The sequence below is a fragment of the Rhodococcus sp. ACPA1 genome (assembly GCF_002300195.1).
Lineage (GTDB): Bacteria > Actinomycetota > Actinomycetes > Mycobacteriales > Mycobacteriaceae > Rhodococcus_F > Rhodococcus_F opacus.
The window spans coordinates 136,645-157,399 of sequence record NZ_NSDX01000011.1; the positions used below are offsets into that span (position 1 = coordinate 136,645).

General features: G+C 69.2%; 19 protein-coding genes. 2 read left to right on the plus strand and 17 right to left on the minus strand.

Translation table 11 applies throughout. The features are described from left to right. Both CJ177_RS36995 and lspA read right to left on the minus strand, forming a co-directional pair. On the minus strand, positions 1 to 927 hold the full coding sequence (locus CJ177_RS36995) for an RluA family pseudouridine synthase (RefSeq protein WP_025432866.1): 927 nt from the start codon (positions 925 to 927) through the stop codon (positions 1 to 3). Then, the gene (lspA, locus tag CJ177_RS37000) at positions 924 to 1,520 is read right to left on the minus strand and encodes a signal peptidase II (protein ID WP_179443385.1); all 597 of its coding nucleotides are present in this window, start codon (positions 1,518 to 1,520) and stop codon (positions 924 to 926) included. The genes CJ177_RS36995 and lspA overlap by 4 nt, the downstream gene beginning before the upstream one ends. Positions 1,521 to 1,571: 51 nt before the next feature. Here lspA and CJ177_RS37005 point away from each other — a divergent pair, with 51 nt between their 5' ends. Then, positions 1,572 to 2,525, plus strand: a complete 954-nt coding sequence (locus CJ177_RS37005) for a hypothetical protein (protein ID WP_005247600.1) — start codon at positions 1,572 to 1,574, stop codon at positions 2,523 to 2,525. Then, positions 2,525 to 3,277 carry a sensor domain-containing protein gene (locus tag CJ177_RS37010; RefSeq protein WP_005247601.1) on the plus strand — a complete coding sequence of 251 codons (753 nt, stop codon included), beginning with the start codon at positions 2,525 to 2,527 and terminating at the stop codon, positions 3,275 to 3,277. Before CJ177_RS37005 ends, CJ177_RS37010 begins: the two co-directional genes overlap by 1 nt. A gap of 101 nt (positions 3,278 to 3,378) precedes the next feature. On the opposite strand, the gene CJ177_RS37015 is transcribed toward CJ177_RS37010, so the two are convergent. The 15 genes from CJ177_RS37015 to murD form a co-directional block, all read right to left on the minus strand. Then, positions 3,379 to 3,879, minus strand: a complete 501-nt coding sequence (locus CJ177_RS37015) for a hypothetical protein (protein WP_005247603.1) — start codon at positions 3,877 to 3,879, stop codon at positions 3,379 to 3,381. Positions 3,880 to 4,031: 152 nt separating this feature from the next. Continuing rightward, complete coding sequence (locus CJ177_RS37020) at positions 4,032 to 5,366, minus strand: DNA polymerase IV (protein ID WP_025432868.1); 1,335 nt, start codon at positions 5,364 to 5,366, stop codon at positions 4,032 to 4,034. Between the two features lie 46 nt (positions 5,367 to 5,412). Further along, entirely contained in the window at positions 5,413 to 8,547 is a 3,135-nt protein-coding gene (gene ileS, locus CJ177_RS37025; RefSeq protein ID WP_005247606.1) for an isoleucine--tRNA ligase, read from the minus strand. A 261-nt stretch (positions 8,548 to 8,808) separates the two neighbouring features. Beyond that, entirely contained in the window at positions 8,809 to 9,060 is a 252-nt protein-coding gene (locus CJ177_RS37030) for a hypothetical protein (RefSeq protein WP_005247607.1), read from the minus strand. Between the two features lie 49 nt (positions 9,061 to 9,109). After that, a complete protein-coding gene (locus CJ177_RS37035; RefSeq protein ID WP_005247608.1) occupies positions 9,110 to 9,955 on the minus strand; it encodes a DivIVA domain-containing protein in 846 nt (281 codons plus the stop codon). A gap of 102 nt (positions 9,956 to 10,057) precedes the next feature. Then, positions 10,058 to 10,360, minus strand: a complete 303-nt coding sequence (locus CJ177_RS37040; protein ID WP_005247609.1) for a YggT family protein — start codon at positions 10,358 to 10,360, stop codon at positions 10,058 to 10,060. A gap of 133 nt (positions 10,361 to 10,493) precedes the next feature. Next, positions 10,494 to 11,171: a cell division protein SepF gene (locus tag CJ177_RS37045; RefSeq protein ID WP_025432869.1), complete on the minus strand. Its 678-nt coding sequence runs from the start codon at positions 11,169 to 11,171 to the stop codon at positions 10,494 to 10,496. Positions 11,172 to 11,256: 85 nt separating this feature from the next. Next, positions 11,257 to 11,991, minus strand: coding sequence for a YggS family pyridoxal phosphate-dependent enzyme (locus tag CJ177_RS37050; RefSeq protein ID WP_025432870.1), 735 nt, complete (start codon positions 11,989 to 11,991; stop codon positions 11,257 to 11,259). A 38-nt stretch (positions 11,992 to 12,029) separates the two neighbouring features. Then, positions 12,030 to 12,773, minus strand: coding sequence for a peptidoglycan editing factor PgeF (gene pgeF / locus CJ177_RS37055; protein WP_005247612.1), 744 nt, complete (start codon positions 12,771 to 12,773; stop codon positions 12,030 to 12,032). After that, positions 12,770 to 13,969, minus strand: a complete 1,200-nt coding sequence (gene ftsZ, locus CJ177_RS37060; protein WP_005247614.1) for a cell division protein FtsZ — start codon at positions 13,967 to 13,969, stop codon at positions 12,770 to 12,772. Before ftsZ ends, pgeF begins: the two co-directional genes overlap by 4 nt. Positions 13,970 to 14,186: 217 nt before the next feature. Beyond that, entirely contained in the window at positions 14,187 to 15,074 is an 888-nt protein-coding gene (locus tag CJ177_RS37065; protein ID WP_257014873.1) for a cell division protein FtsQ/DivIB, read from the minus strand. Then, positions 15,071 to 16,582 (minus strand): UDP-N-acetylmuramate--L-alanine ligase, encoded by a 1,512-nt coding sequence (gene murC, locus CJ177_RS37070; protein WP_025432872.1) that lies wholly within the window; start codon positions 16,580 to 16,582, stop codon positions 15,071 to 15,073. The genes CJ177_RS37065 and murC overlap by 4 nt, the downstream gene beginning before the upstream one ends. Next, positions 16,579 to 17,727, minus strand: coding sequence for an undecaprenyldiphospho-muramoylpentapeptide beta-N-acetylglucosaminyltransferase (gene murG / locus CJ177_RS37075; RefSeq protein ID WP_005247177.1), 1,149 nt, complete (start codon positions 17,725 to 17,727; stop codon positions 16,579 to 16,581). Before murG ends, murC begins: the two co-directional genes overlap by 4 nt. Beyond that, positions 17,724 to 19,259 carry a putative lipid II flippase FtsW gene (gene ftsW, locus CJ177_RS37080; protein WP_061698846.1) on the minus strand — a complete coding sequence of 512 codons (1,536 nt, stop codon included), beginning with the start codon at positions 19,257 to 19,259 and terminating at the stop codon, positions 17,724 to 17,726. Before ftsW ends, murG begins: the two co-directional genes overlap by 4 nt. Beyond that, the gene (murD, locus tag CJ177_RS37085; RefSeq protein WP_095870134.1) at positions 19,256 to 20,755 is read right to left on the minus strand and encodes a UDP-N-acetylmuramoyl-L-alanine--D-glutamate ligase; all 1,500 of its coding nucleotides are present in this window, start codon (positions 20,753 to 20,755) and stop codon (positions 19,256 to 19,258) included. Before murD ends, ftsW begins: the two co-directional genes overlap by 4 nt.

Consider the following 20,755-nt stretch of genomic DNA (forward strand, 5'->3'; position numbering starts at 1 on the left):
TCAGCTCGCCCGCAGAACCCCGAGAGCGTCCTCGAGATCCTTCGGGTACTTGGACGTGATCTCGACCCACCGCCCGTCCGCGGGATGCGCGAAACCGAGCGACCGAGCGTGCAGCCACTGCCGCTCCAGCCCGAGACGTTCCGCCAGCCGCGGATCGGCCCCGTATGTGAGGTCGCCGCAGCACGGGTGCCGCAGTGCGGCGAAGTGGACGCGGATCTGATGGGTCCGGCCCGTTTCGAGGTGGATGTCCAGCAGGCTCGCCGCCTGGAACGCCTCGACCGTGTCGTAGTGCGTGATGCTGGGCTTGCCGTCCGCGGTGACAGCGAACTTCCAGTCGTTGCTGCGGTGCCTGCCGATCGGCGCGTCGATGGTTCCGCTGCTCGGATCCGGGTGACCCTGCACCAGCGCGTGGTACCGCTTGTCGATGGTCCGCTGCTTGAATGCGCGCTTGAGGAGTGTGTAGGCGCGTTCCGACGTGGCCACCACCATCACTCCGGACGTGCCGACGTCCAGCCGGTGCACGATGCCCTGGCGCTCGTGCGCACCGGACGTCGAGATCCGGAAGCCCGCGGCGGCGAGACCGCCGATCACGGTCGGACCGGTCCAGCCCACGCTGGCGTGGGCGGCCACACCCACCGGTTTGTCGACGGCGACCACGTCGTCGTCGGCGTACAGGATTTCCATGCCTTCGACGGGTTCCGCCTCGATGGTCAGCGGACGCGGCGGTTCGGGCAGTTCCACTTCGAGCCAGGTGCCTGCGGACAGACGATCGGACTTGCCGACGGGTGCGCCGTCGACGAGCACCGAACCTTCCTCGGTGAGCTGAGCCACCGCGGTGCGCGACAGACCGAGCAGTCGAGCGAGGCCGGCGTCGACCCTCATCGATTCGAGCCCGTCCGGGACCGGCATCGACCGTGTTTCCCTCACTTCTCTACCCCCTTACGTGTTCCGTCCGGTTCCAGCCCTATGAGTGTGAGCACGACGAGCAGGATCGCACCGCACACGATGCCGGAATCTGCCACGTTGAACACCGGCCACCAGCCGACGGACACGAAATCGACGACGTGACCCTGCATCACTCCCGGCGCCCGGAAGAACCGGTCGACGAGGTTGCCGAGGGCGCCCCCGAGTACCAGCCCCAGACCGAGCGCCCACCACGGCGACCGCAGCGTGCGGCCGATGCGGACGACGCCGATCACCACACCCACGGCGACGAGCGTGAGCAGCCACGTCATGCCGGTGGCCATGGAGAACGCCGCACCCGGGTTGCGCACGAGCCGCAGCGAGACGATGTCCCCGATCAGCCAGACCGGCCGGCCGGGCTCGATGTTGGCGACGGCGAGGATCTTCGTCAGCAGGTCCGTCGCCAGGACGGCACCGGCGATCACGAACAGGAGCAGCCTGCGCTGATGCTTCACCGGCCGGGGCGCTGCGGTGCCGGACGTGTCACCGTCGTTTCGGTCTTCTGCGTCGGTCTCGTTCTCTGCCGTGGGGTCTTGACTCACCCGTTCATCATCCACTACGGAGGCAAGCCTCCGTTCACGCGCTCCCGCGCGCACTAACCTGGGGGCGTGCCACTGTTCTCGAAAGCTCTGCGACCCGGATTCTGCCTACTCGCCGCAACCCTCTCCCTGGTCGCTCTGACCGCCGGGTGCGGAGGTGACGGCGACCCCTCGGAGTCGAACCCCGCAGGGTCCACGTCCACTCCCGCCGAAGTGACCGTCCCGATCTCCGCGACCACCGTCGAACTGATCCAGCCCGGCGAGGAGCCGCGCGAGGTGATCCAGCGCAGACCGCCGGTGGGGGTCACGCAGCAGGTGCAGTTGACCACCGGCGCGCAGGTGTTCCAGCAGATCGACGACCAGCCCGCCCAGGACTTCTCCTCACCCGAGATCACACTCCCCCTCACCGCCGCCGTCGGGCAGGCCACCGACGACACGGACGGCGGCACCACCGTCGACCTCACGCTCGGTGACGTCACCAGCCCCGACGACCGCCTCGGCAGCGCGCTCGAAGCCAGCGCCGGTTCGGGCGCCGGCTTCACGGTCGACCCCACCGGTGCGATCACCGCGCTGCGACTGCGTCCGGACGCCGAAGCCCAGGACATCGCGCGCTCCGCGATCGAGCAGGCGTTCTACCAGGCCGTGTATCGCACGGTCCCGTTTCCGGCGGAGCCCGTCGGTGTGGGCGCGCAGTGGACGATCCGACAGCAGGTGATGAGCGGCATCGCCCTCGACCAGACCACCGTGGCCACCCTGACCGCCCGGGACGGCAACCGCCTCACCGTCGACTACACGATCGACCAGAAGCCGAAGTCCCCCGTGTGGGAGCTGCCCGGGGAGGCAGGCACGCTGAACGTCGACCAGTACGTGATGCACGGTTCGGGCACCATGACCGTCGACCTCGGCCTGCCGCTGCCCGTCGCCGGGACGGTGACCGTGGGCGGCGACCAGGAGTACAGCGACCCCGACGGCGCCACCCGCTTGCACCAGACCACGTCGAACTCGGTCCGGTGGGGTTCCTGATGCGCCGCGGACCCGTCGCCGCCTCCTGCTCCCTGTTCGCCGTGCTCGCGCTGTCGGCGTGCTCGTCGAACGCGTCCGGCGACGCCGGCGGCACCGCCTCACTTGCGCCGCTCGGACCGGCGGTGACCGCAGCACCGGACGCGGCGGGCACACCGTTCGCCGATCCGGCCGCACTGAAGGCGGCGCTCCTCGACGTCGGCGACCTTCCCGTCGGATTCACCCCCGTGCCCGACCCCGAGGACGATCTGGGGCTGCCTCCGGCGTCGGAGTCGGCGGACTCCGACAAGTCGAGCACGGATCCCACGGAATGCGGCGCGGTGCTGTCGCCCGTCGCGGATCAGCGTGCGGGCGCGGTGGCGTCGGCGTCCGGCTGGTTCACCGGCCCGGACTTCGCCACCATCGACCAGGACGCGGCGAGCTACGGCACCGGTGCCGACGCATCCCAGGCCTTCGCGGCGGTGCAGGACCGGCTGGCGGGATGCACCGAGTACACCGGCACGGACGCCGACGGCGTGCAGGTGCAGTACCGGGTCGGCGGCCGCGAGCAGCAGCCCGCCGGTGACGCGTCGGTGGCGTTTCGGCTCGTCACCACCAGCGAGGGCGTCAGTCTGGTCTCGGACGTGGTGGTGGTCGTCGTCGGGAGCACCGTCACCCAACTGGTCGCGACGGGCCAGGACCCGATCGACGCCGGCGTCTTCGACGACCTGACGAGCACCGCCGTATCGAAGCTCGCGCCCGCCCCTGCCGGCTGAACCGACCGGCCACGAACGACCGATGCCGGTGTCCCCGAGGGGACACCGGCATCGGTGCGAGAACGCGGCGATCCGTCAGGACCGCGCGGTTCGGCCTGGAATCAGGCGGGGCATGCAGGCGACGTCAGCTGCGCGAGCGACACGATCTGGCATGCGGTGATCTTCGACAGCTTCCACGTTCCGTTCTCGCCGGGAACGAAGATGGCCGGAACGCCACCCTGCTGGACCTGGCCGTTGACGGTCAGCTGCAGCTGGCCGCTGGCGGTGCCGTCACCGTTGTCGATGACCGGGTCGAGAACGGTGACCTCCGCGTTGTTGGCCTTGGCGGCGGCGGCGACCTGGTTGATGAGCTCCGGATCCTGCTCCGAACCCTCGACCATGGCGGACTTGACCTCGAGCGGCGTGGCCGGATCGAGGCCCTGCACCAGAAGCGCGTTGAGATCGGCCGCGGTGGGCACCTCGATGGCTTCCGAGGTCTCGGCAGCTGCGGAAGTCGTCGTCGTGGTCTTGGTCGCCGTGTCGCTCTCGTCGGAGCCACACGCGGACATCGTGAGGGCTGCGGCGATTGCTACTCCGGCAACCGTGATCTTACGAAGCTTCAACTCAATAACCTCTTCATTCTCGGTGTTCGTTCTCGGACGATCTGAGCATCTATCGCTACCCGGGCCAACATTACCCAAGGGTAAGCATCAGCGCCCGAGGCTACCTTCTCGTGGAGCCGGTCTCCACTCCTTCGTCCGGGCGGTGGGTCCGGTCACTCGAGCGAGCCTTCCACATCGGCCCGTTCGAGTTGCACGTCGTCCTCCTTGAAGGTCCGCGCCTTCCCCGGACCCGTTGTGCGCGTTTCGAATCGGACGGTCACGACACCGTGGCCGGCCCCCTGCACCCAGCCGTGGCCGAAGTCCGGGTGCGTCACGTCGAGACCGGGATGCCACCGGGTGTCGATCGCCCGGGCGGGTGTGGGAGCGGGCGCGGAGAGGCCGTCGTCGGGGCCCTCCTCCGTGATCTTCGACTCCTGATAACCCGGGACGTCCAGGTCCAGTTCGGGGAACAGCGAGCCCTGGCGGACCGTCGACAGTCCGGCGAATCCCACCCCGACCAGACGTACCGGCCCGAGTTCGAGCGGATCGATCACCTGCCGCTGTGCCGCCGCGACGAGGATCTGACGGTCGAGGGTCGCGTAGGGCAGCGTGACCGACCGCGTCACGATGCTCATGTCCGCCTTCTTCAGCTTCAGCACCACCGTCCGCGCGGCCCGGCCGTCCTTTTGCAGGCGCACGAACGCGGACGCCGCGCTCGACTCGACGGCACCCCGCAACTCCGCCATCGTGACGATGTCGGTGGCGAAAGTCGTCTCCGCACTGACCTGTTTGGACTCGGCGCGTTCGGCGACCGGCCGATTGTCGATGCCCTGCGCCAGCCGGTGCAGGCCCGGTCCGACCGTGGTGCCCAGAATGGATGCCACCTCCGATTCCGGAGTCCGCGCGAACCCACCGATGGTCTCGATGCCGAGCCGCTTCAGCTTCTCCTCGGCGACCGGGCCGATGCCCCACAGCTTCCGCACCGGAAGCTCGTCCAGCACGGCATGCTGCTCGTCCGGCGGGATCACCGTGATCCCGTCGGGTTTGGCCAGACCGGAGGCGATCTTGGCCACCTGCTTGCCCGACCCGGCGCCGATGGACGCGACCAGTCCCGTCTCCCCGAGCACCAGGGCGCGCAGTCCCTCGCAATAGCGTTGCACCGTGGCCGCATCCGCCCCGGCCAGCTCGGTGGGTTCGCCGAACGCCTCGTCCATCGACAGTTGCTCGAGCACCGGCATCGGGCCGCGGAGAGCGTCGAACACGGACTTGCTCAACATGCCGTAGAGGCGGCCCCGCGGCGGCAGCACCACTGCGCCCGGACCCACCAGCCTGCGCGCCTGATGCATCGGCATGGCCGAACGCGCGCCGAAAACCCTCGCCTCGTAGCTGGCCCCGGCGACGACACCGCGTCCGCCGAGACCACCGACGAGAACCGGGCGGCCGCGGAGCGTCGGCCGGGTGAGCTGCTCGACCGACGCGAAGAACGCGTCCATGTCGAGGTGCAACACCCAACGACGACTCACCTGGTGCAAAATACCCGCCCGGTCCGACAGGTCATGCCTTGGCGATCGCCGCCCGCACACCCTCACCGAGTTCGACGGCGTCGCCCGGCGCCTCGGCCAGTTCCAGCTCGACGGCGAGGATCTCGCCCGCGATCAGCTCCCGGTGCGCGAGTGCCCAGTCCCGCCGTTCCGCGGGCACGTCGAGGACGACGGTGATCCGATCGGACACCTCGAGCCCGGCGGCGCGCCGCGCGTCCTGCAACTCGCGGATACGGTCCTTCGCCCACCCCTCGGCTTCCAGTTCCTCGGTGACCGCCGAGTCCAGGACGACCAGACCGGCCCCGTCGGGCAGGGCTGCCGTCGACTCCGGCTCGGCGGCGACCAGCCGCTGCGTGTACTCCTCCGGCAGCAACTCGATCCCCGCCGCGACGACGACGCCGTCCGAATTCTCCGACCAGTCACCGGCCTTCACGGCCTTGATGACGGTCTGCACGTCCTTGCCCAGGCGCGGCCCCGCGGCGCGGGCGTTGACGACCAGCTCGAACCGGCCGTGCACGTCCACGTCGGTGGTGAGGTCGACCTTCTTGACGTTCACCTCGTCGGCGATGAGACCCAGGTACGGGCGAAGGCGCTCCGCGTCGTCGGACGCGACCGTCACCTCGGGCAGCGGCAGCCGCACCCGGAGGTTCTGGGCCTTGCGCAGTCCCAGCACCGTCGAGCACACCGACCGGACCTCGTCCATCGCCGACACCAACTCCGCATCCGCCGGCAGCTCACCCTGGGCGGGCCAGTCCGCGAGATGCACGGACCGTCCGCCGGTGAGCCCCCGCCAGATCACCTCACTGACCAGCGGCAGCAACGGAGCGGCGAGCCGGGTGACGACCTCGAGCACCGTGTGGAGGGTGTCGACGGCGTCCTTGTCCTCGTCCCAGAAGCGCGAACGCGACCGCCGCACATACCAGTTCGTCAGCGCGTCGCAGAACGTGCGCAGTTCGTCGCACGCCCCGGCGATGTCGTTCGTCTCGAGCGCGCCGGTGATGGCGTCCCGGGTTCCGGCCAGCTTCGCGAGGATGTACCGGTCCAGGACGTTCGTCGAATCCGTGCGCCACTCACCGGACGTCGGCGCGTACAGCTGCAGGAAGCTCCACGCGTTCCACAGCGGCAGCAGCGCCTGCCGGACACCCTCGCGGATGCCCTGTTCGGTGACGACGAGGTTCCCGCCGCGGAGGATCGGCGAGGACATGAGGAACCAGCGCATGGCGTCCGAACCGTCCCGCTCGAACACCTCCTTCACGTCCGGGTAGTTGCCCTTGGACTTGCTCATCTTCAGTCCGTCTTCGCCCAGGACGATGCCGTGGGCCGCAACGGTCTTGAAAGCGGGACGATCGAACAGCGCCGTCGCCAGCACGTGCAGCGTGTAGAACCAGCCGCGGGTCTGGCCGTTGTACTCGACGATGAAATCGCCCGGGAAGTGACCGTCGAACCATTCACGGTTCTCGAACGGGTAGTGCACCTGCGCGTACGGCATCGACCCGGACTCGAACCAGCAGTCGAGGACCTCGGGCACGCGCCGCATCATCGACTTCCCGGTGGGGTCGTCGGGGTTCGGGCGCACCAGGTCGTCGATCATCGGCCGGTGCAGATCCGTCGGCCGCACCCCGAAGTCGCGCTCGAGTTCGTCGAGCGAGCCGTACACGTCCGTGCGCGGGTACGCCGGGTCGTCGGACACCCACACCGGAATCGGGCTGCCCCAGTACCGGTTGCGGCTGATGTTCCAGTCGCGGGCGCCCTCGAGCCACTTGCCGAACTGTCCGTCGCGGATGTGCTCGGGCACCCACGTGATGTCCTGGTTCAACTCGACCATGCGGTCGCGGAACTTGGTGACCGCGACGAACCACGACGGGACCGCCATGTAGATCAGCGGCTGCCCGCTGCGCCAGCTGTGCGGGTACGAGTGCTCGATCGTCTCGTGCCGCAGCAACTTTCCAGCAGCCTTGAGGTCCTTGATGATCACGGGGTTCGCGTCGAACACCTGGAGACCCTCGTAGGGCGGCACCATCGCCGTGAACTTGCCGCCCGGGTCGAGCGGCTGCACGATCTCGATTCCGTTCGCCGTGCAGTACTCCATGTCCTCTTCACCGAAAGCCGGTGCGAGGTGGACGATTCCGGTACCGGACTCGGTGGTGACATAGTCGGCGGAGATGACGCGGTGCGCGTTCTCGTGACCGACGAAGAAGTCGAACGGCGGGTCGTAACGGAGCCCGACGAGGTCCGAACCCTTGTGCTCGGACAGCACCTCGGGAGCCTCGCCGAGTTCGCGGGCATAGTGCCCCAGCCGATCCTTGGCGAGCACGTAGCGCTTGCCGTCGGCGCCCGTCACCTGGACGTAGTCGATGTCCGGGTGCACCGCGACAGCGAGGTTGGACGGCAGCGTCCACGGCGTGGTGGTCCAGATGATCGCGTTGGCGCCGTCGAGCGGGCCCTCACCGTGCAGCGGCATGTCGACCGTGACGGCGGGATCCTGGCGCATCTTGTACGCGTCGTCGAGCCGGGTCTCCTGGTTCGACAACGGCGTCTGCTCGTACCAGCTGTACGGCAGCACACGGAAGCCCTGGTAGATCAGGCCCTTGTCGAACAGTTCCTTGAACGCCCACATGACCGACTCCATGAAGTCGAGGTCCAGGGTCTTGTAATCGTGGTCGAAGTCGACCCAACGGGCCTGACGGGTGACGTAGTCGCGCCACTCGTCCGTGTACCGCAGCACGGAGGACTTGCAGTACTCGTTGAACTTCTCGAGACCCATGACGTCGATCTCGGACTTGTCCTTGATGCCGAGCTGCTTCTCCGCCTCGAGTTCGGCGGGCAGTCCGTGGCAGTCCCAGCCGAATCGGCGCTCGACCTTGTTGCCGCGCATGGTCTGGAACCGCGGGATCAGGTCCTTGACGTACCCCGTCAGGAGATGGCCGTAGTGCGGGAGACCGTTCGCGAACGGCGGACCGTCGTAGAACACGAATTCGGGGGCGTCGTCACGCTGGGCGACCGATGCCCGGAAGGTGTCGTCCTCGTCCCAGCCGGCCAGCACACGCTGCTCGATCTGGGGGAACCGGACACCCGCATCCTGGGAGACGCCGTAGTCGACCTTGGGGTAGGACTCGTTGCTGCTGGTCACGTTGCTGGTGTCGGTCACCGCGATCTCCTCGTGCCTGACGTACTCGGCACGGGGACGACGGAGACGCCTCCTGCGTCACCACCGCGGTACCACCCCGCTTGCACCCCGGAGGGCGCCTCTCGGTGCCGGGCTGTGACGGGCCCACCCGTTCGGTTCTACTGAGCCGGCGTACCGGCCGTTCTTCCGAAGGCTCCCCGGTGATGGCCGGATCGTCGCCGCGAAACTCGGTTACTGATTTATTCGCTGAATGCAGTCTAGCCGCCACCGGCGTGCGGCAGCTCAGTCGCCCTCGTCGGGTCCGGGCCCCGTGTCCGCGTCCCGTGCGGGACCGCGTTCACCGGGGACACCGCTCGCGGGTTGCCCCGGCACGACCGCCGCCTTCTTGCCCGCGAGGGCGCTGACGAGCAGCAGGACCGCTCCGGCGACGCACACTACGATGCATCCCCAGGCCCACACGACCGAACCGGTCATGAGAGCCACCACCAGGAGAGCGAACCCCACCGCTGCAAGAGCGAGTGTCACGACCAGCACGGCTCAACCTCTATCCGGGCCGCTGGCTGGGCAACTACCGCGCGCTCAGTCAGCTATTGCCCTTGGCGTAGGACTGGCTGTAATTGGACTGCGATCCACCCTGCGCGAACGAATCCTGACCGCCGTCCACCGGAACCGCGGATCCCCGCTGCTCCAGTTCCTCGAGCTGCGACTCCAGGTACGACTTCAGGCGCACACGGTATTCGCGCTCGAACGTCTTGAGCTGCTCGATGCGACCCTCCAGCACGGAACGCTGCTGGTTGATCGTCGCCATGATCTCGGTGTGCTTCTTCTCCGCGTCCGCCTGCAGCGCGTCGGCCTTCTCCTTGGCCTGGCGCAGCTGGGTCTCGGAACGGGTCTGAGCGTCGGTGATCAGTGCTTCCGACTTCTGGCGAGCATCCGCGATCATCGTCTCGGAACGGGTCCGCGCATCGCTGACCAGCTGCTCCGAGTTGGTGCGCGCATTGCCGAGCAGCTGCTCGGACTCCGTCTTCGCGTCACTCGTGAGGCGGTCCGCCATCTCCTGGGCGAGACCCAGAACCTTGGCGGCCTGCATGTGAGCGTCGGCGCCCTGTGCGGGAGCGGCCGCAGCCGCAGCGGCGGGAGCCGGTGCCGGCGCGGGAGCCTTGGGCTGCTCGACGACGCGAGCCGGCTCCGCCTTGGGAGCGGGAGTCTGCGCCGCGGACGCGGGGCGTGGAGCCTTCTTCGCATCGGCGAGCTCCTTGTCGAGCTCCCCTACTCGCTGCCGAAGGTCGGCGTTCTCCTCGATCAGGCGCGACAACTCTTGCTCGACGAGGTCGAGAAACGCATCGACTTCGTCTTCGTTGTAGCCCCGCTTACCGATCGGTGGCTTGCTGAACGCGACATTGTGCACATCAGCGGGAGTCAGCGGCATGGAAGGATCCCTTCACGCGTCATTTGGCGGTCTAGCAAGCATTCAGTTACAGCGCAGTCTACGTAACGGTGAAACAAGACTGGATCAATGGGGTCCATTCTGTCACACCAGACCCGTGGCACGCGCTTGTCCCTGAACGATCGACATCAGGATGAAGACGATGAACAGCAAGACCATGATGGATAGATCCAACCGCACCCCACCGAGATTGATCGGGGGGATCAACCGCCGGAGCAGTTTGACCGGTGGATCGGTGACCGTAAAAATCGCTTCGAGAATGACGACCACGACGCCGGTTGGCCGCCAGTCTCGTGCGAAGGTCCGTACGAACTCGACAATGATTCTGCCGATGAGTAGCAGCCAAAAGACAAACAGTATCAAGTAGATCACCGAGAACAAGGCCACACCTTCACTCTGCCTGAGAATGTCCGGCCGATCAAAACGAGCCGCGTGGCCAGGGCTTTCTTCGCCACAGCCGCCGCGGCCCGCGCCGTTTCGGACGTTCGGATCCCGATGGTCGTTTCCCCCGCTCCCCGGTTTACTTCTGGCTGTAGAAGCCGGTTTCCGCGATGCGGCGACGCTCCTCGGCGGACACGTCGATGTCTGCGGGTGAGAGCAAGAACACCTTCGTGGCCACCTTGTCGAAGGACCCGCGCAGCGCGAATGCCAGCCCGGCGGCGAAATCGACGAGACGCTTGGCGTCGGCGTTGCTCATCTCGACGAGGTCCATGATGACGGGGGTGCCGTCACGGAACCGCTCGCCGATGGTCCGGGCCTCCCCGTAGTCGCGGGGCCGCAGCGTAGTGATCTTGGACAGCGGGCCCCCTTCGTCGAAGAGGGGTCCGCGACGACTCTCCACCCGCTCGGACCGCGTGTCGACGGCCAGCGCGCCACGGGTGCTGCCGCGCACAGCACCGCTCGCACTGGGACGGGCCGACCGGACGGCCACGGGTTCGACCCGGGACGAGTGCCGAGGGGGGTCGTACCGGTCGAAGTCGTCGTCGAGGTCGTCCCGGCGGCCGGGAGCGTAGGCGGCCTTGCTGAAGGCCGGCTCCACGAAGTCACGGTCGTCACGGTCGAGGTATGGATCACGTCCACTGTCACGCGCCGGTCGAGCGGGCCTGCGCGCAGGTTCCGGCTCGTCCAGGTACTCGTCCTCGTAGTCGTCGAGGGGAACCATGCCGAAGTAAGCCTTGAACTTGTGCAGACTGCTCATTGATCGACCTTCCTTGGCGCGGCGGACAGGATCCAACTGCGACCGGTCGCAGCGGTGTGGACGGGTTGGCGATCACCTGGGCGATCTATTTCGAGGTTATAGGCCTCGAACCCAACAGCGCGGTTCCGACACGCACGCACGTCGACCCGTGTCGGACAGCGTGCTCGAGATCATTCGTCATGCCCGCTGAGAGGTCCGTCGCATCCGGATGGTCGCGCCGGAGCCGCGCGTGAATCTTCTCCAGTTCCTCGAACGCCGCGTCGGGGTCGGCGTCGATCGGCGGAACCGCCATCAGCCCGCGGTATTCGAGTCCCGGCGACGACTGCACCTGCGCGGCAAGATGTTCGAGGTCGTCGATCGCGGCACCGCCGCGCTGCGGATCGCCGTCCAGACTGACCTGCAGCAGCACCCGCAGCGGCTCGGGCCGCTCCCCCGCCTCGAGAGCCGTGGTCGCCGCCCGGCCGAGGGCGCCGACGAGTCGTTCGCTGTCCACCGAGTGGATGGCGTACGCCCAGTGCGCGACGGCCTTCGCCTTGTTGCGCTGGAGGTGCCCGATCATGTGCCACCGCACCGACGGATCCGTCACCGCGGTCCGGAACTCCGCAATCTTGGCCGTGGCCTCCTGCTCACGTGACTCCCCGAATTCGCGGCACCCGAGGTCGTACAGGATCCGCGCGTCGGATTCGGGGAAGAACTTGGTGACGGGCAGCAGCGACACCTCCGCGGGGTCGCGGCCGGCGTCCCGGCACGCCGCGTCGAGCCGTGCGCGCACAGCGCCCAGCGCAGCCTCGATCTCCCCGACCCTGCCCATCGTTTCCACTCCCACACCGAATCCTCGCCGCCCACCGGCGGCCGTCGTCACATGCTGTCTTGCCCAGTATCCATCCAGATCACCGCCGCGAGCCGACCGGTCGGGGCCTGCCGGCGATGACTGAACAGCGTCTGGTCCTCGATGGTGCAGCGCGGATCCTCCGCCACTCCCGCGACACCCGCGTCGAGCAGTTGCTTCCGCAGACCGGCCCGCAGGTCGAGGCCGGGGGTCCCCTTGACGGTGCGGATGGCGCTGCCGGGAAGGAATTTCTCGACGTCCGCCTGCATCGCCGCGGGGACCTCGTACTGTCGGCCGCTCGCCGCCGGACCCAGGAACGCGCCGATCCGGTCGACCCGCGCCCCCTGCTCGACCATGACGTCGAGCACCCGCGGAACGATGCCGATGCGGGCGCCGATCCGGCCGGCGTGGACGGCGGCGATCACCCCGGCCTCGTCGTCGGACAGCAGCACCGGGACGCAGTCGGCGCTGAGGGTCGCGAGTGCGAGCCCCGGCACCGTCGTCACCAGCGCGTCCGTGGCGGGAACCGGCACGTCGGTGGGCCCGTCGACCACGGTCACGTTGCGACTGTGGATCTGCTCCATCCAGACCAGGTGGTCGAAGGCCACGCCGATGCTGTCGGCCAGCCGACGCCGGTTCGCCTCCACCGCGGCCGGATCGTCGCCGACGTGATCACCGAGGTTGAACGTGTCGTACGGTGCGACGGAGAGTCCTCCGGCACGGGTGGTGACGACCCGGCGAACCCTGAAATCGGGAGCGGACGACGAACTCAACGACGCATGAAGGAGGGCACGTCGACTTCGTCTTCACCCTCCTCGTCGGACACCGGCACCGCGCGGGACTGACCGTTTCCCGGAAGCGGCGGCAGACTGCTCGGGCTCTGGTGGGAGCTGATCGTCTCGCGGGTCACCGACATCGGCTCGCTGTGCTGCTGCTCGGCCTGCTGTCCGACCTCGCCCGCCCGCCCGGCACCGATGGCACTGCGACCGGCAGCGCCCGACTCGACCGGCCGACGGGCGGGGGCGCCGCCGTCGAACCCGGCGGCAATGACGGTGACCCGCACCTCGTCGCCGAGCGAATCGTCGATGACGGTGCCGAAGATGATGTTCGCGTCGATGTGGGCAGCTTCCTGCACCAGCGACGCGGCCTCGTTGATCTCGAACAGGCCGAGGTCGCTGCCACCGGCGATCGAGAGCAGCACGCCGCGCGCACCCTCCATCGACGCCTCGAGCAGCGGGGAGTTGATCGCCGATTCCGCGGCCTTGATGGCCCGGCCCTCGCCGCGCGAGGATCCGATGCCCATCAGCGCGCTACCTGCGCCGGACATGACGCCCTTGACGTCGGCGAAGTCGACGTTGATCAGACCGGGGGTGGTGATGAGGTCGGTGATGCCCTGGACACCGTTGAGCAGGACCTCGTCGGCGCTGCGGAACGCGTCCATGAGGCTGACTGCGGCGTCGCCGAGCTGCAGGAGGCGGTCGTTCGGGATCACGATGAGGGTGTCGCACGATTCACGCAGCGACTGGATGCCGGTGTCGGCCTGGCCGCCGCGGCGCTTGCCCTCGAAGGAGAAGGGGCGGGTGACGACACCGACGGTGAGGGCTCCGAGCTTGCGCGCGATACTCGCCACGACCGGTGCGCCACCGGTACCCGTGCCGCCGCCCTCGCCTGCGGTCACGAACACCATGTCGGCACCCTTGAGGACTTCCTCGATCTCGTCCTTGTGGTCTTCTGCGGCCTTGCGGCCGACTTCGGGATCCGCGCCGGCTCCGAGCCCGCGGGTGAGTTCCCGGCCGACGTCGAGCTTGACGTCGGCGTCACTCATCAGCAGCGCTTGCGCGTCGGTGTTGACGGCAATGAACTCGACTCCCTTGAGTCCCTGCTCGATCATCCGGTTGACTGCGTTCACGCCGCCGCCGCCGATGCCGACGACCTTTATTACGGCGAGGTAGTTGTGCGGGGGCGTCATCGGCTCTCGCCTTCCATGAGTGTGTATCACGCTTTCGTACAGATCAGTCCAGCCTGAACCCTCAACCTCAACCATAGGGTTACGGTTATGTCAAGTGCTGCTCGACTAGAGCGAAACGCTATGCACCGCCATACGGATACGCCATTAGGCGCGCCGAGACGCGCCGAGTTATTTGACGAACTCGCCCGCAACTCTTTCGCATCCGGGTCACGACCCCTCACCGTACCGTCGGCAGGTCGGGACTCGACACGTCGTACGTCTGCCCGGGCTGGGTGAGCAGCGGCAGGGTGACCGCAGCCTTGCGCTCGGACTTCTCCGTGCCGCCCCACACCACGGTCCGGCCGTCGAGCAGCGTCACCGAGATATCCGAAATCGACTTCGCCGCAACCTGTCCCACCTGACCGCGGAGCTGAGGCGGCATCGACTCCAGCACCTCGATCGCCGCCTCCGTCGACGGGTCACCCCACCCCGGCGTCTCCGTCACCAGACGCGGCACCCCGGGCGGCGGCGGTGCGATCTCGTAATCCACGGCCTCCGCGTCGAGAAGATGGGTACCGCCGGGACTGTCGACGAACACGACGGGCACCCGCTCGGTTACCGTGACCCGGATGGTGGACGGGTACACCCGCTGGACGCGCGCGGTCGCCACCTTCGGGATCGCGGCGACCCGCTGAGCCGCGCCCTCCGTGTCGACACGCAGCAACGGCTGCCCCTGCGGCACCGCCAGCACCTGGCGAATCTGCTCCTCGGAGATCGACGTCGCCCCCGCGACGTCCGTCTCCCGCACCGACAGCAGCGGCGTGAACCAGGCGACGAGACCGAGCGCCACGACCACGACGACACCGACGACGCCCATCACCGCCGGCCGCCGGTACCACGGCCGCCGCGGCGTCTCCGCCGCCGCGGACTTCCGTGCCGCCGAAGCCGATTCGCGGGTGCGCCGCGTTCCGGGGTCGGTGACCGTCGAGGTGCGCCGGCGCGAGGACGTCCGATCGCTCGCCGTCGCGCGGGCACCGGCCGCACGCCCCGGCCTCGGACTGCGCTGGACGTCGCGGCGGACAGGGCGGTCCGGCCGCTCGGACCGGCCCCGACGCTCCCGCGTCATCGCGACGGGTGGTGGTGCGGAGCCGCACGCAGAGCGTCGAGGATCTGGTTGCCGAGCATCGTCACGTCACCGGCACCCATGGTGATCACCACGTCCCCGGGGGTCGCGAGTGCCGCGACCTGCCGCGGCGCCTGCGACAGGTCGGGCTGGTAGTGCACCGGCTTCGACACCGACAGCGCGACCAGGGCGCCGCTGACGCCCGGGAGCGGTTCTTCCCGCGCGCCGTACACGTCGAGGACCACGACCTCGTCGGCGAGGTCGAGCGCGTGCCCGAATTCTTCCGCGAATGTTGCTGTACGGGAGTACAGGTGGGGCTGGAACACCACGATGACCTTGCCGCTGCGCACCGAATCCTCGGATTCGCGACGGTCGGCCTCGTGGGGCTGGCGCACCAGATCGGCGGCGGCGCCGAGCACGGCGCGCACCTCCGTGGGGTGATGCGCGTAGTCGTCGAACACGCGGACCCCGTGCTCGCGGCCGGTGAACTGGAACCGGCGGTGCACTCCCCCGAATCCGGCAATGCCTTCGAGGATCTCGTCCACGTCGGCGCCGGCTTCCCGGGCGGCGAGGAGAGCGGCCAGCGCGTTGAGCGCCATGTGCCTGCCGGGCACACCCATCCGGACCGTCCTCGGCGACTGCTCGCCGGCCAGCTGGAACTGCAGGACTCCGCCGACGTCCCGGGCCTCGAAGCTCAGCAGTCGCGCGCCGACCTCGACGCCGTCGACAGGTGCGAAGGCCCCGTCGGCGTTCTCGGCGCTGCCGTATCCCAGCACCCGCACACCGGGCAGTCCCCGCGCCGCCACCCGCTGCGCGAGCGCCGCGGACCCCGGATCGTCGAGACAGGAGACGAGCAGACCGCCGGGCGACAGACGTGCCGCGAAATCGTCGAACACCTGGATGTACGCCTCGGTGCTGCCGAAGTAGTCGAGGTGGTCGGCTTCGACGTTCGTGACGACGACGACGTCCGGTTCGTACTGGAGCAGCGAACCGTCGCTCTCGTCGGCCTCCGCGACGAACACGTCGCCGCTGCCGTGGTGGGCGTTGGTTCCGGCCTCGTTGAGTTCGCCGCCAACTGCGAACGACGGATCGAAACCGCAGTGTTGCAGCGCCACCACCAGCATCGACGTGGTCGACGTCTTGCCGTGGGTGCCCGACACCAGCAGGGTGCGGTGCCCCTGCATCAGCGAGGCCAGCACCGCGGGTCGCAGGATCACGGGTATCCCGCGCCGGGCCGCCTCCACGAGTTCCGGGTTGTCCTTCGGGATGGCGGCGTGCGTGGTGACCACGACCGTCGGGCCGCCGGGCAGCAGGTCGAGCGCGCCGGCGTCGTGGCCGATGCGGACGTGCGCGCCGCGGGCGCGCAGCGCGAGGACGCCGCGGCTCTCCTTGGCGTCCGATCCGGACACCTGCCCACCCCTGGCCAGCAGGATCCGCGCGATTCCGGACATTCCGGCGCCGCCGATCCCGACCATGTGGACACGTTCCAACTCCGCGGGCAGGTCGGTCATCGGGTTCCCCTTGTCAGCGCGGCCACGTCGAGCACGATCCGCGCAACCTCGGTGGCTGCGCTGCGGTGACCCGCGCCGGCCGCACGTCGTCCCATGTCCTCGAGCTGTGCGGGGTCGCGCAGCAGAGGGATCACGGTCTCCGCGACGAATCCGGCGGACAGGTCTCCGTCGGCGACAATCATTCCACCTCCGGCCGCGACCACCGGTCGCGCATTCAGTTCCTGCTCCCCGTTGCCGTGGGGCAGCGGCACGTATACCGCGGGAAGTCCCACCGCCGACACCTCCGCCACCGTCATCGCTCCCGACCGGCAGATCACCGCGTCCGCGGCCGAATACGCGAGGTCCATCCGCGACAGGTAGGGAACGGCCACGTACGGCGGGCCGCCCGGTGTCGCGGGAACGTCGAGCGTGTTCTTCGGTCCGTGCGCGTGGAGGACGGCCACACCGGCCGCAGCGAGCGACTCGGCCGCGCCCGACACGGCCTCGTTGAGCGACCGCGCGCCCTGCGAACCGCCGAACACGAGCAGCACGGGACCGTCGGCGGGGAGCCCGAAGTGTGCGCGCGCCTCCGCCCGCAGGGCCGCCCGGTCGAGACCGGTGATCGACGCCCGGACCGGGATCCCGAGGATCTCCGCGTCCGAGCGGCCGCGTGCGGAGACTCCGGAACCAGCGACCGCGGCCAGGACCCGGGCGGCGCGGCGGGCACCGATCTTGTTCGCGATCCCCGCGCTGGCGTTCGCCTCGTGCACCACGATCGGAATGCGACGCCGGCGGCGGAGCAGTCCGGGGCCGGCCGCCAGATAGGCCGGCAGCGCGACGTACCCGCCGAATCCGACGACGACGTCGGCACCGGTCGCGTCGAGCACCTCGCGGGTGCGGCGCACCGACGCGCGCACCCGGCCGGGAAGCCGCAGCAGGTCGAGGGTGGGTTTACGGGGCAGCGGAACCGGCGGTATGAGCTCGAGCGGGTAGCCCCGCTCGGGAACCAGGGTGGTTTCGAGGCCACGCGCCGTACCGAGAGCGGTCACCACCGCGGTGTCGTCGATCGCCTTGATCGCATCGGCCACTGCCAGAGCCGGTTCGATGTGCCCGGCGGTACCACCACCGGCCACGATCACCGACAGGGTGGACTTGTCGCCGTTCACCTACGAAATCCTCGCTCTCCTGCTCGGCCACCCGAGCTTCGCTGTTGACGTGCACCTCGTTCGGGGGTGCGGCCCTTGCCGCGTTCGGGGCGGCCCTTCTCGTATGTGACGCTGCGGGTCCGTGGGGCCATCTCGCGACCGGCCCGCCGGCGGGCCTCGGCGCGGCGCACGGCCTCGGCGCGTGCCGCGTCGGCCCGCACCGGCGAATACGCCTCCGGCTTGCGGAGCCGCAGGAGACGACCGAACGGGCCGTCCTGTCCGGAGTGCAGCGCGGCGACCGCCTCCGGTTCGTGCCGCGCCGCGTTGGCGACGAGGCCGAACATGAACAAAGTGGTGGCCGTCGACGTTCCGCCGGCCGACACCAGCGGCAACTGCAGGCCGGTGACGGGCAGCAGCCCGATCACGTATCCGACGTTGATGAACGCCTGTCCGGTGATCCACACCGTCGCCGTTCCGGTGAGCAGGCGCAGGAACGGGTCGGCGGATCGGGCCGCGATGCGCAGGCCCGTGTACACGAACAGTCCGAACAAGCCGAGCACGGCGGCGCCGCCGAGATATCCGAGCTCCTCGCCGATGATCGCGAAGATGAAGTCGTTGTGGGCGTTCGGCAGGTAGCTCCACTTCGCGCGGCTCTGCCCCAGCCCTCGCCCGAGGATCCCGCCGTCGGCGAGCGAATACATCGCCTGCCGCGACTGGTACCCGATGCCCTGCGGGTCGGAACCGGGATTGAGGAACTCGCGCACGCGAGCGGAGCGGTAGCCGGCGGTGAGCGCGAGGATCACGATTCCGCCGAAGCCGGTGCCGACGATCGCGATGAACAGCTTCAGCGGCAGGCCCGCGAACCACAGCAGCGCCATCAGGATGATGGCCAGCGAGACCGTCGTTCCGAGGTCGGGCTGCAGGATGATCAGGACGAACGCGACGAGCGCGGCCGGCACCAGCGGAACGAGCATGTCCCGGATACTGGAGATGTCGCTGCGCCGCGACGCCAGGATGTGCGCACCCCACACTGCCAGCGCGATCTTCGTGAGCTCGGCGGGCTGCAACGAGAATCCCGCGACGACGAACCAGCCCCGGGTGCCCTGGGACACGGTGCCGATGCCGGGTATGAGGACCAGGACCAGCAGGATGATCGTGACCGCGAAGGCCGGGAACGACAGGGCGCGCATCACCCGGACCGGGATCTGCAGCGCCGCGTAGAACAGGCCGAGTCCGAGAGCCGCGAACAGCGCCTGCCGGGTGAAGAGGGTGTACGCCGAACCGTCGGAGGCGTAGGCCTCCACGCTCGAGGACGACAGCACCATCACCAGGCCGAGCACCGTCAGCAGAAACGCGATGGTGACCACGAGGTGGAACGACGCCAGAGGCCGCGACAGCCAGGCCCCGATCCGGGTGCGCGGGCCGCGCGGAGGTGCCGTGCGCGTGCGAGGACTCGACGCTGCACGCTTCGCCACCCCGGGGGCGGCCGCCGTGCGGGCCGGGGACCGCTGTCCCTCGGGGACGCGGCGGGTGCGGGCTCCGGCGGAGGTCATCGCAGCGTCCTGGAGATGTCCGACTCGTCGAGCCTGCCGACGGCGTCCGCGAAGCTGCGCCCCCGGTGGCCGTAACTGTCGAACATGTCGAGCGAGGCCGCCGTGGGCGCCAGGACGACGCAATCCCCTGCCGTTGCGAGCGCAGCCGCTTCGCGCACGACGACACCCATCACGGCGTCGCTGTCGGTGTCCGCCGGCAGCACCACCCGGTGCGTCGCGGTCTGCGGGACTGCACTCACACCTGCATCGTCTCCCGTTTCGACAGTGACCACGGGAACCTCGGGGGCGTGTCGCGCAAGGGACTCTGCGATCTGCATCGCATCGCGGCCGAGCAGGACGGCGCCGGCGAGGCGACCGGCCACCTCGCGGACGAGGTCGTCGACCCGCGCACCCTTCAGCAGACCACCGGCGATCCACACCACCCGCTCGTGGGCGAGGATCGACGGGCGGGCGGCGTGCGGGTTGGTGGCCTTGGAGTCGTCGACGAACGTCACTCCCCCGACGTCGGCGACGTGTGCCGCTCGGTGCGGGCCCACGACGTGGGCGGCCAGACCTGCAGCGACGGCATCCGGCGGAACTCCGATCGCCCGGGCCAGAGCCGCCGCGGCCAGGGCATCCATCAGTCCGGCAGGCCCGGGCGGGGTGATCCCCTCGGCCGGAGCCAGCCGCTCGCCGTCCCCGAACGCGCGGTCGACGAGATACCCGTCCTCGACACCCAGTTCGCCCGACGCCGGCACACCGAGCCGGAAACCCAGGGTCCGGACTGCGAGGGACGAGGAGAAGAGAGAGGACGCGACTTCGTCGTCCAGCCCCAGCACCGCGACCTCACCGGTCAGGGCGCGGGCCTTCGCATCGATGTACGGCTGCATCCCGCCGTGCCAGTCCAGATGATCTTCGGCGATGTTGAGGATCGCGCCTGCGGTCGGCCGGACCGACGGCGCCCAGTGCAGCTGGAACGACGAGAGTTCGACCGCCAGCACCTCTGCCCGGGGTTCGGTCTGCCGCAGGGCGTCGAGTACCGGAAGCCCGATGTTGCCGCAGGCCAGACTCGGCAGCTCGGCCGCCTCGAGGATGGACTGCAACATGGAGGTCGTCGTCGTCTTGCCGTTGGTTCCGGTGACCACCAGCCACCGCCGGGGCGGACCGTAGAGCCCGGCCCGGTCGACGTGCCAGGAGAACTCGATGTCGCCCCAGATCGGCACCCCGTCCCCGGCGGCGAGCGAGAGCAGCGGCGCGTCCGGACGGAACCCCGGACTCGTCACGACCAGCGCGAACTCGGCGACCCGGTCCCGCTCGGCGAGCAGATCGTCGATCGGGACGGTCGCGGCGCCGAGTCGCGCGCACTCGGCGAGGGCGTCGACGTTCGCGTCGGTGACGGTGACGAGCGCACCGAGGTCACGAAGAGGTTCGATGGTGGCCCGGCCGGAGACTCCCGCACCGGCGACGAGGACGCTGCGACCCCGCAACCAGTCGAGCCCGCCGTGTTCCTCTGCCAC

What these genes read in the sequence shown, in the direction of transcription:
- murC (WP_025432872.1), bottom strand. Translation starts at nt 16,582, where the DNA reads ATGACCGACCTGCCCGCGGAGTTGGAACGTGTCCACATGGTCGGGATC.
- ftsZ (WP_005247614.1), bottom strand. Translation starts at nt 13,969, where the DNA reads ATGACGCCCCCGCACAACTACCTCGCCGTAATAAAGGTCGTCGGCATC.
- CJ177_RS37010 (WP_005247601.1), top strand. Translation starts at nt 2,525, where the DNA reads ATGCGCCGCGGACCCGTCGCCGCCTCCTGCTCCCTGTTCGCCGTGCTC.
- ftsW (WP_061698846.1), bottom strand. Translation starts at nt 19,259, where the DNA reads ATGACCTCCGCCGGAGCCCGCACCCGCCGCGTCCCCGAGGGACAGCGG.
- CJ177_RS37045 (WP_025432869.1), bottom strand. Translation starts at nt 11,171, where the DNA reads ATGAGCAGTCTGCACAAGTTCAAGGCTTACTTCGGCATGGTTCCCCTC.
- CJ177_RS37035 (WP_005247608.1), bottom strand. Translation starts at nt 9,955, where the DNA reads ATGCCGCTGACTCCCGCTGATGTGCACAATGTCGCGTTCAGCAAGCCA.
- CJ177_RS37065 (WP_257014873.1), bottom strand. Translation starts at nt 15,074, where the DNA reads ATGACGCGGGAGCGTCGGGGCCGGTCCGAGCGGCCGGACCGCCCTGTC.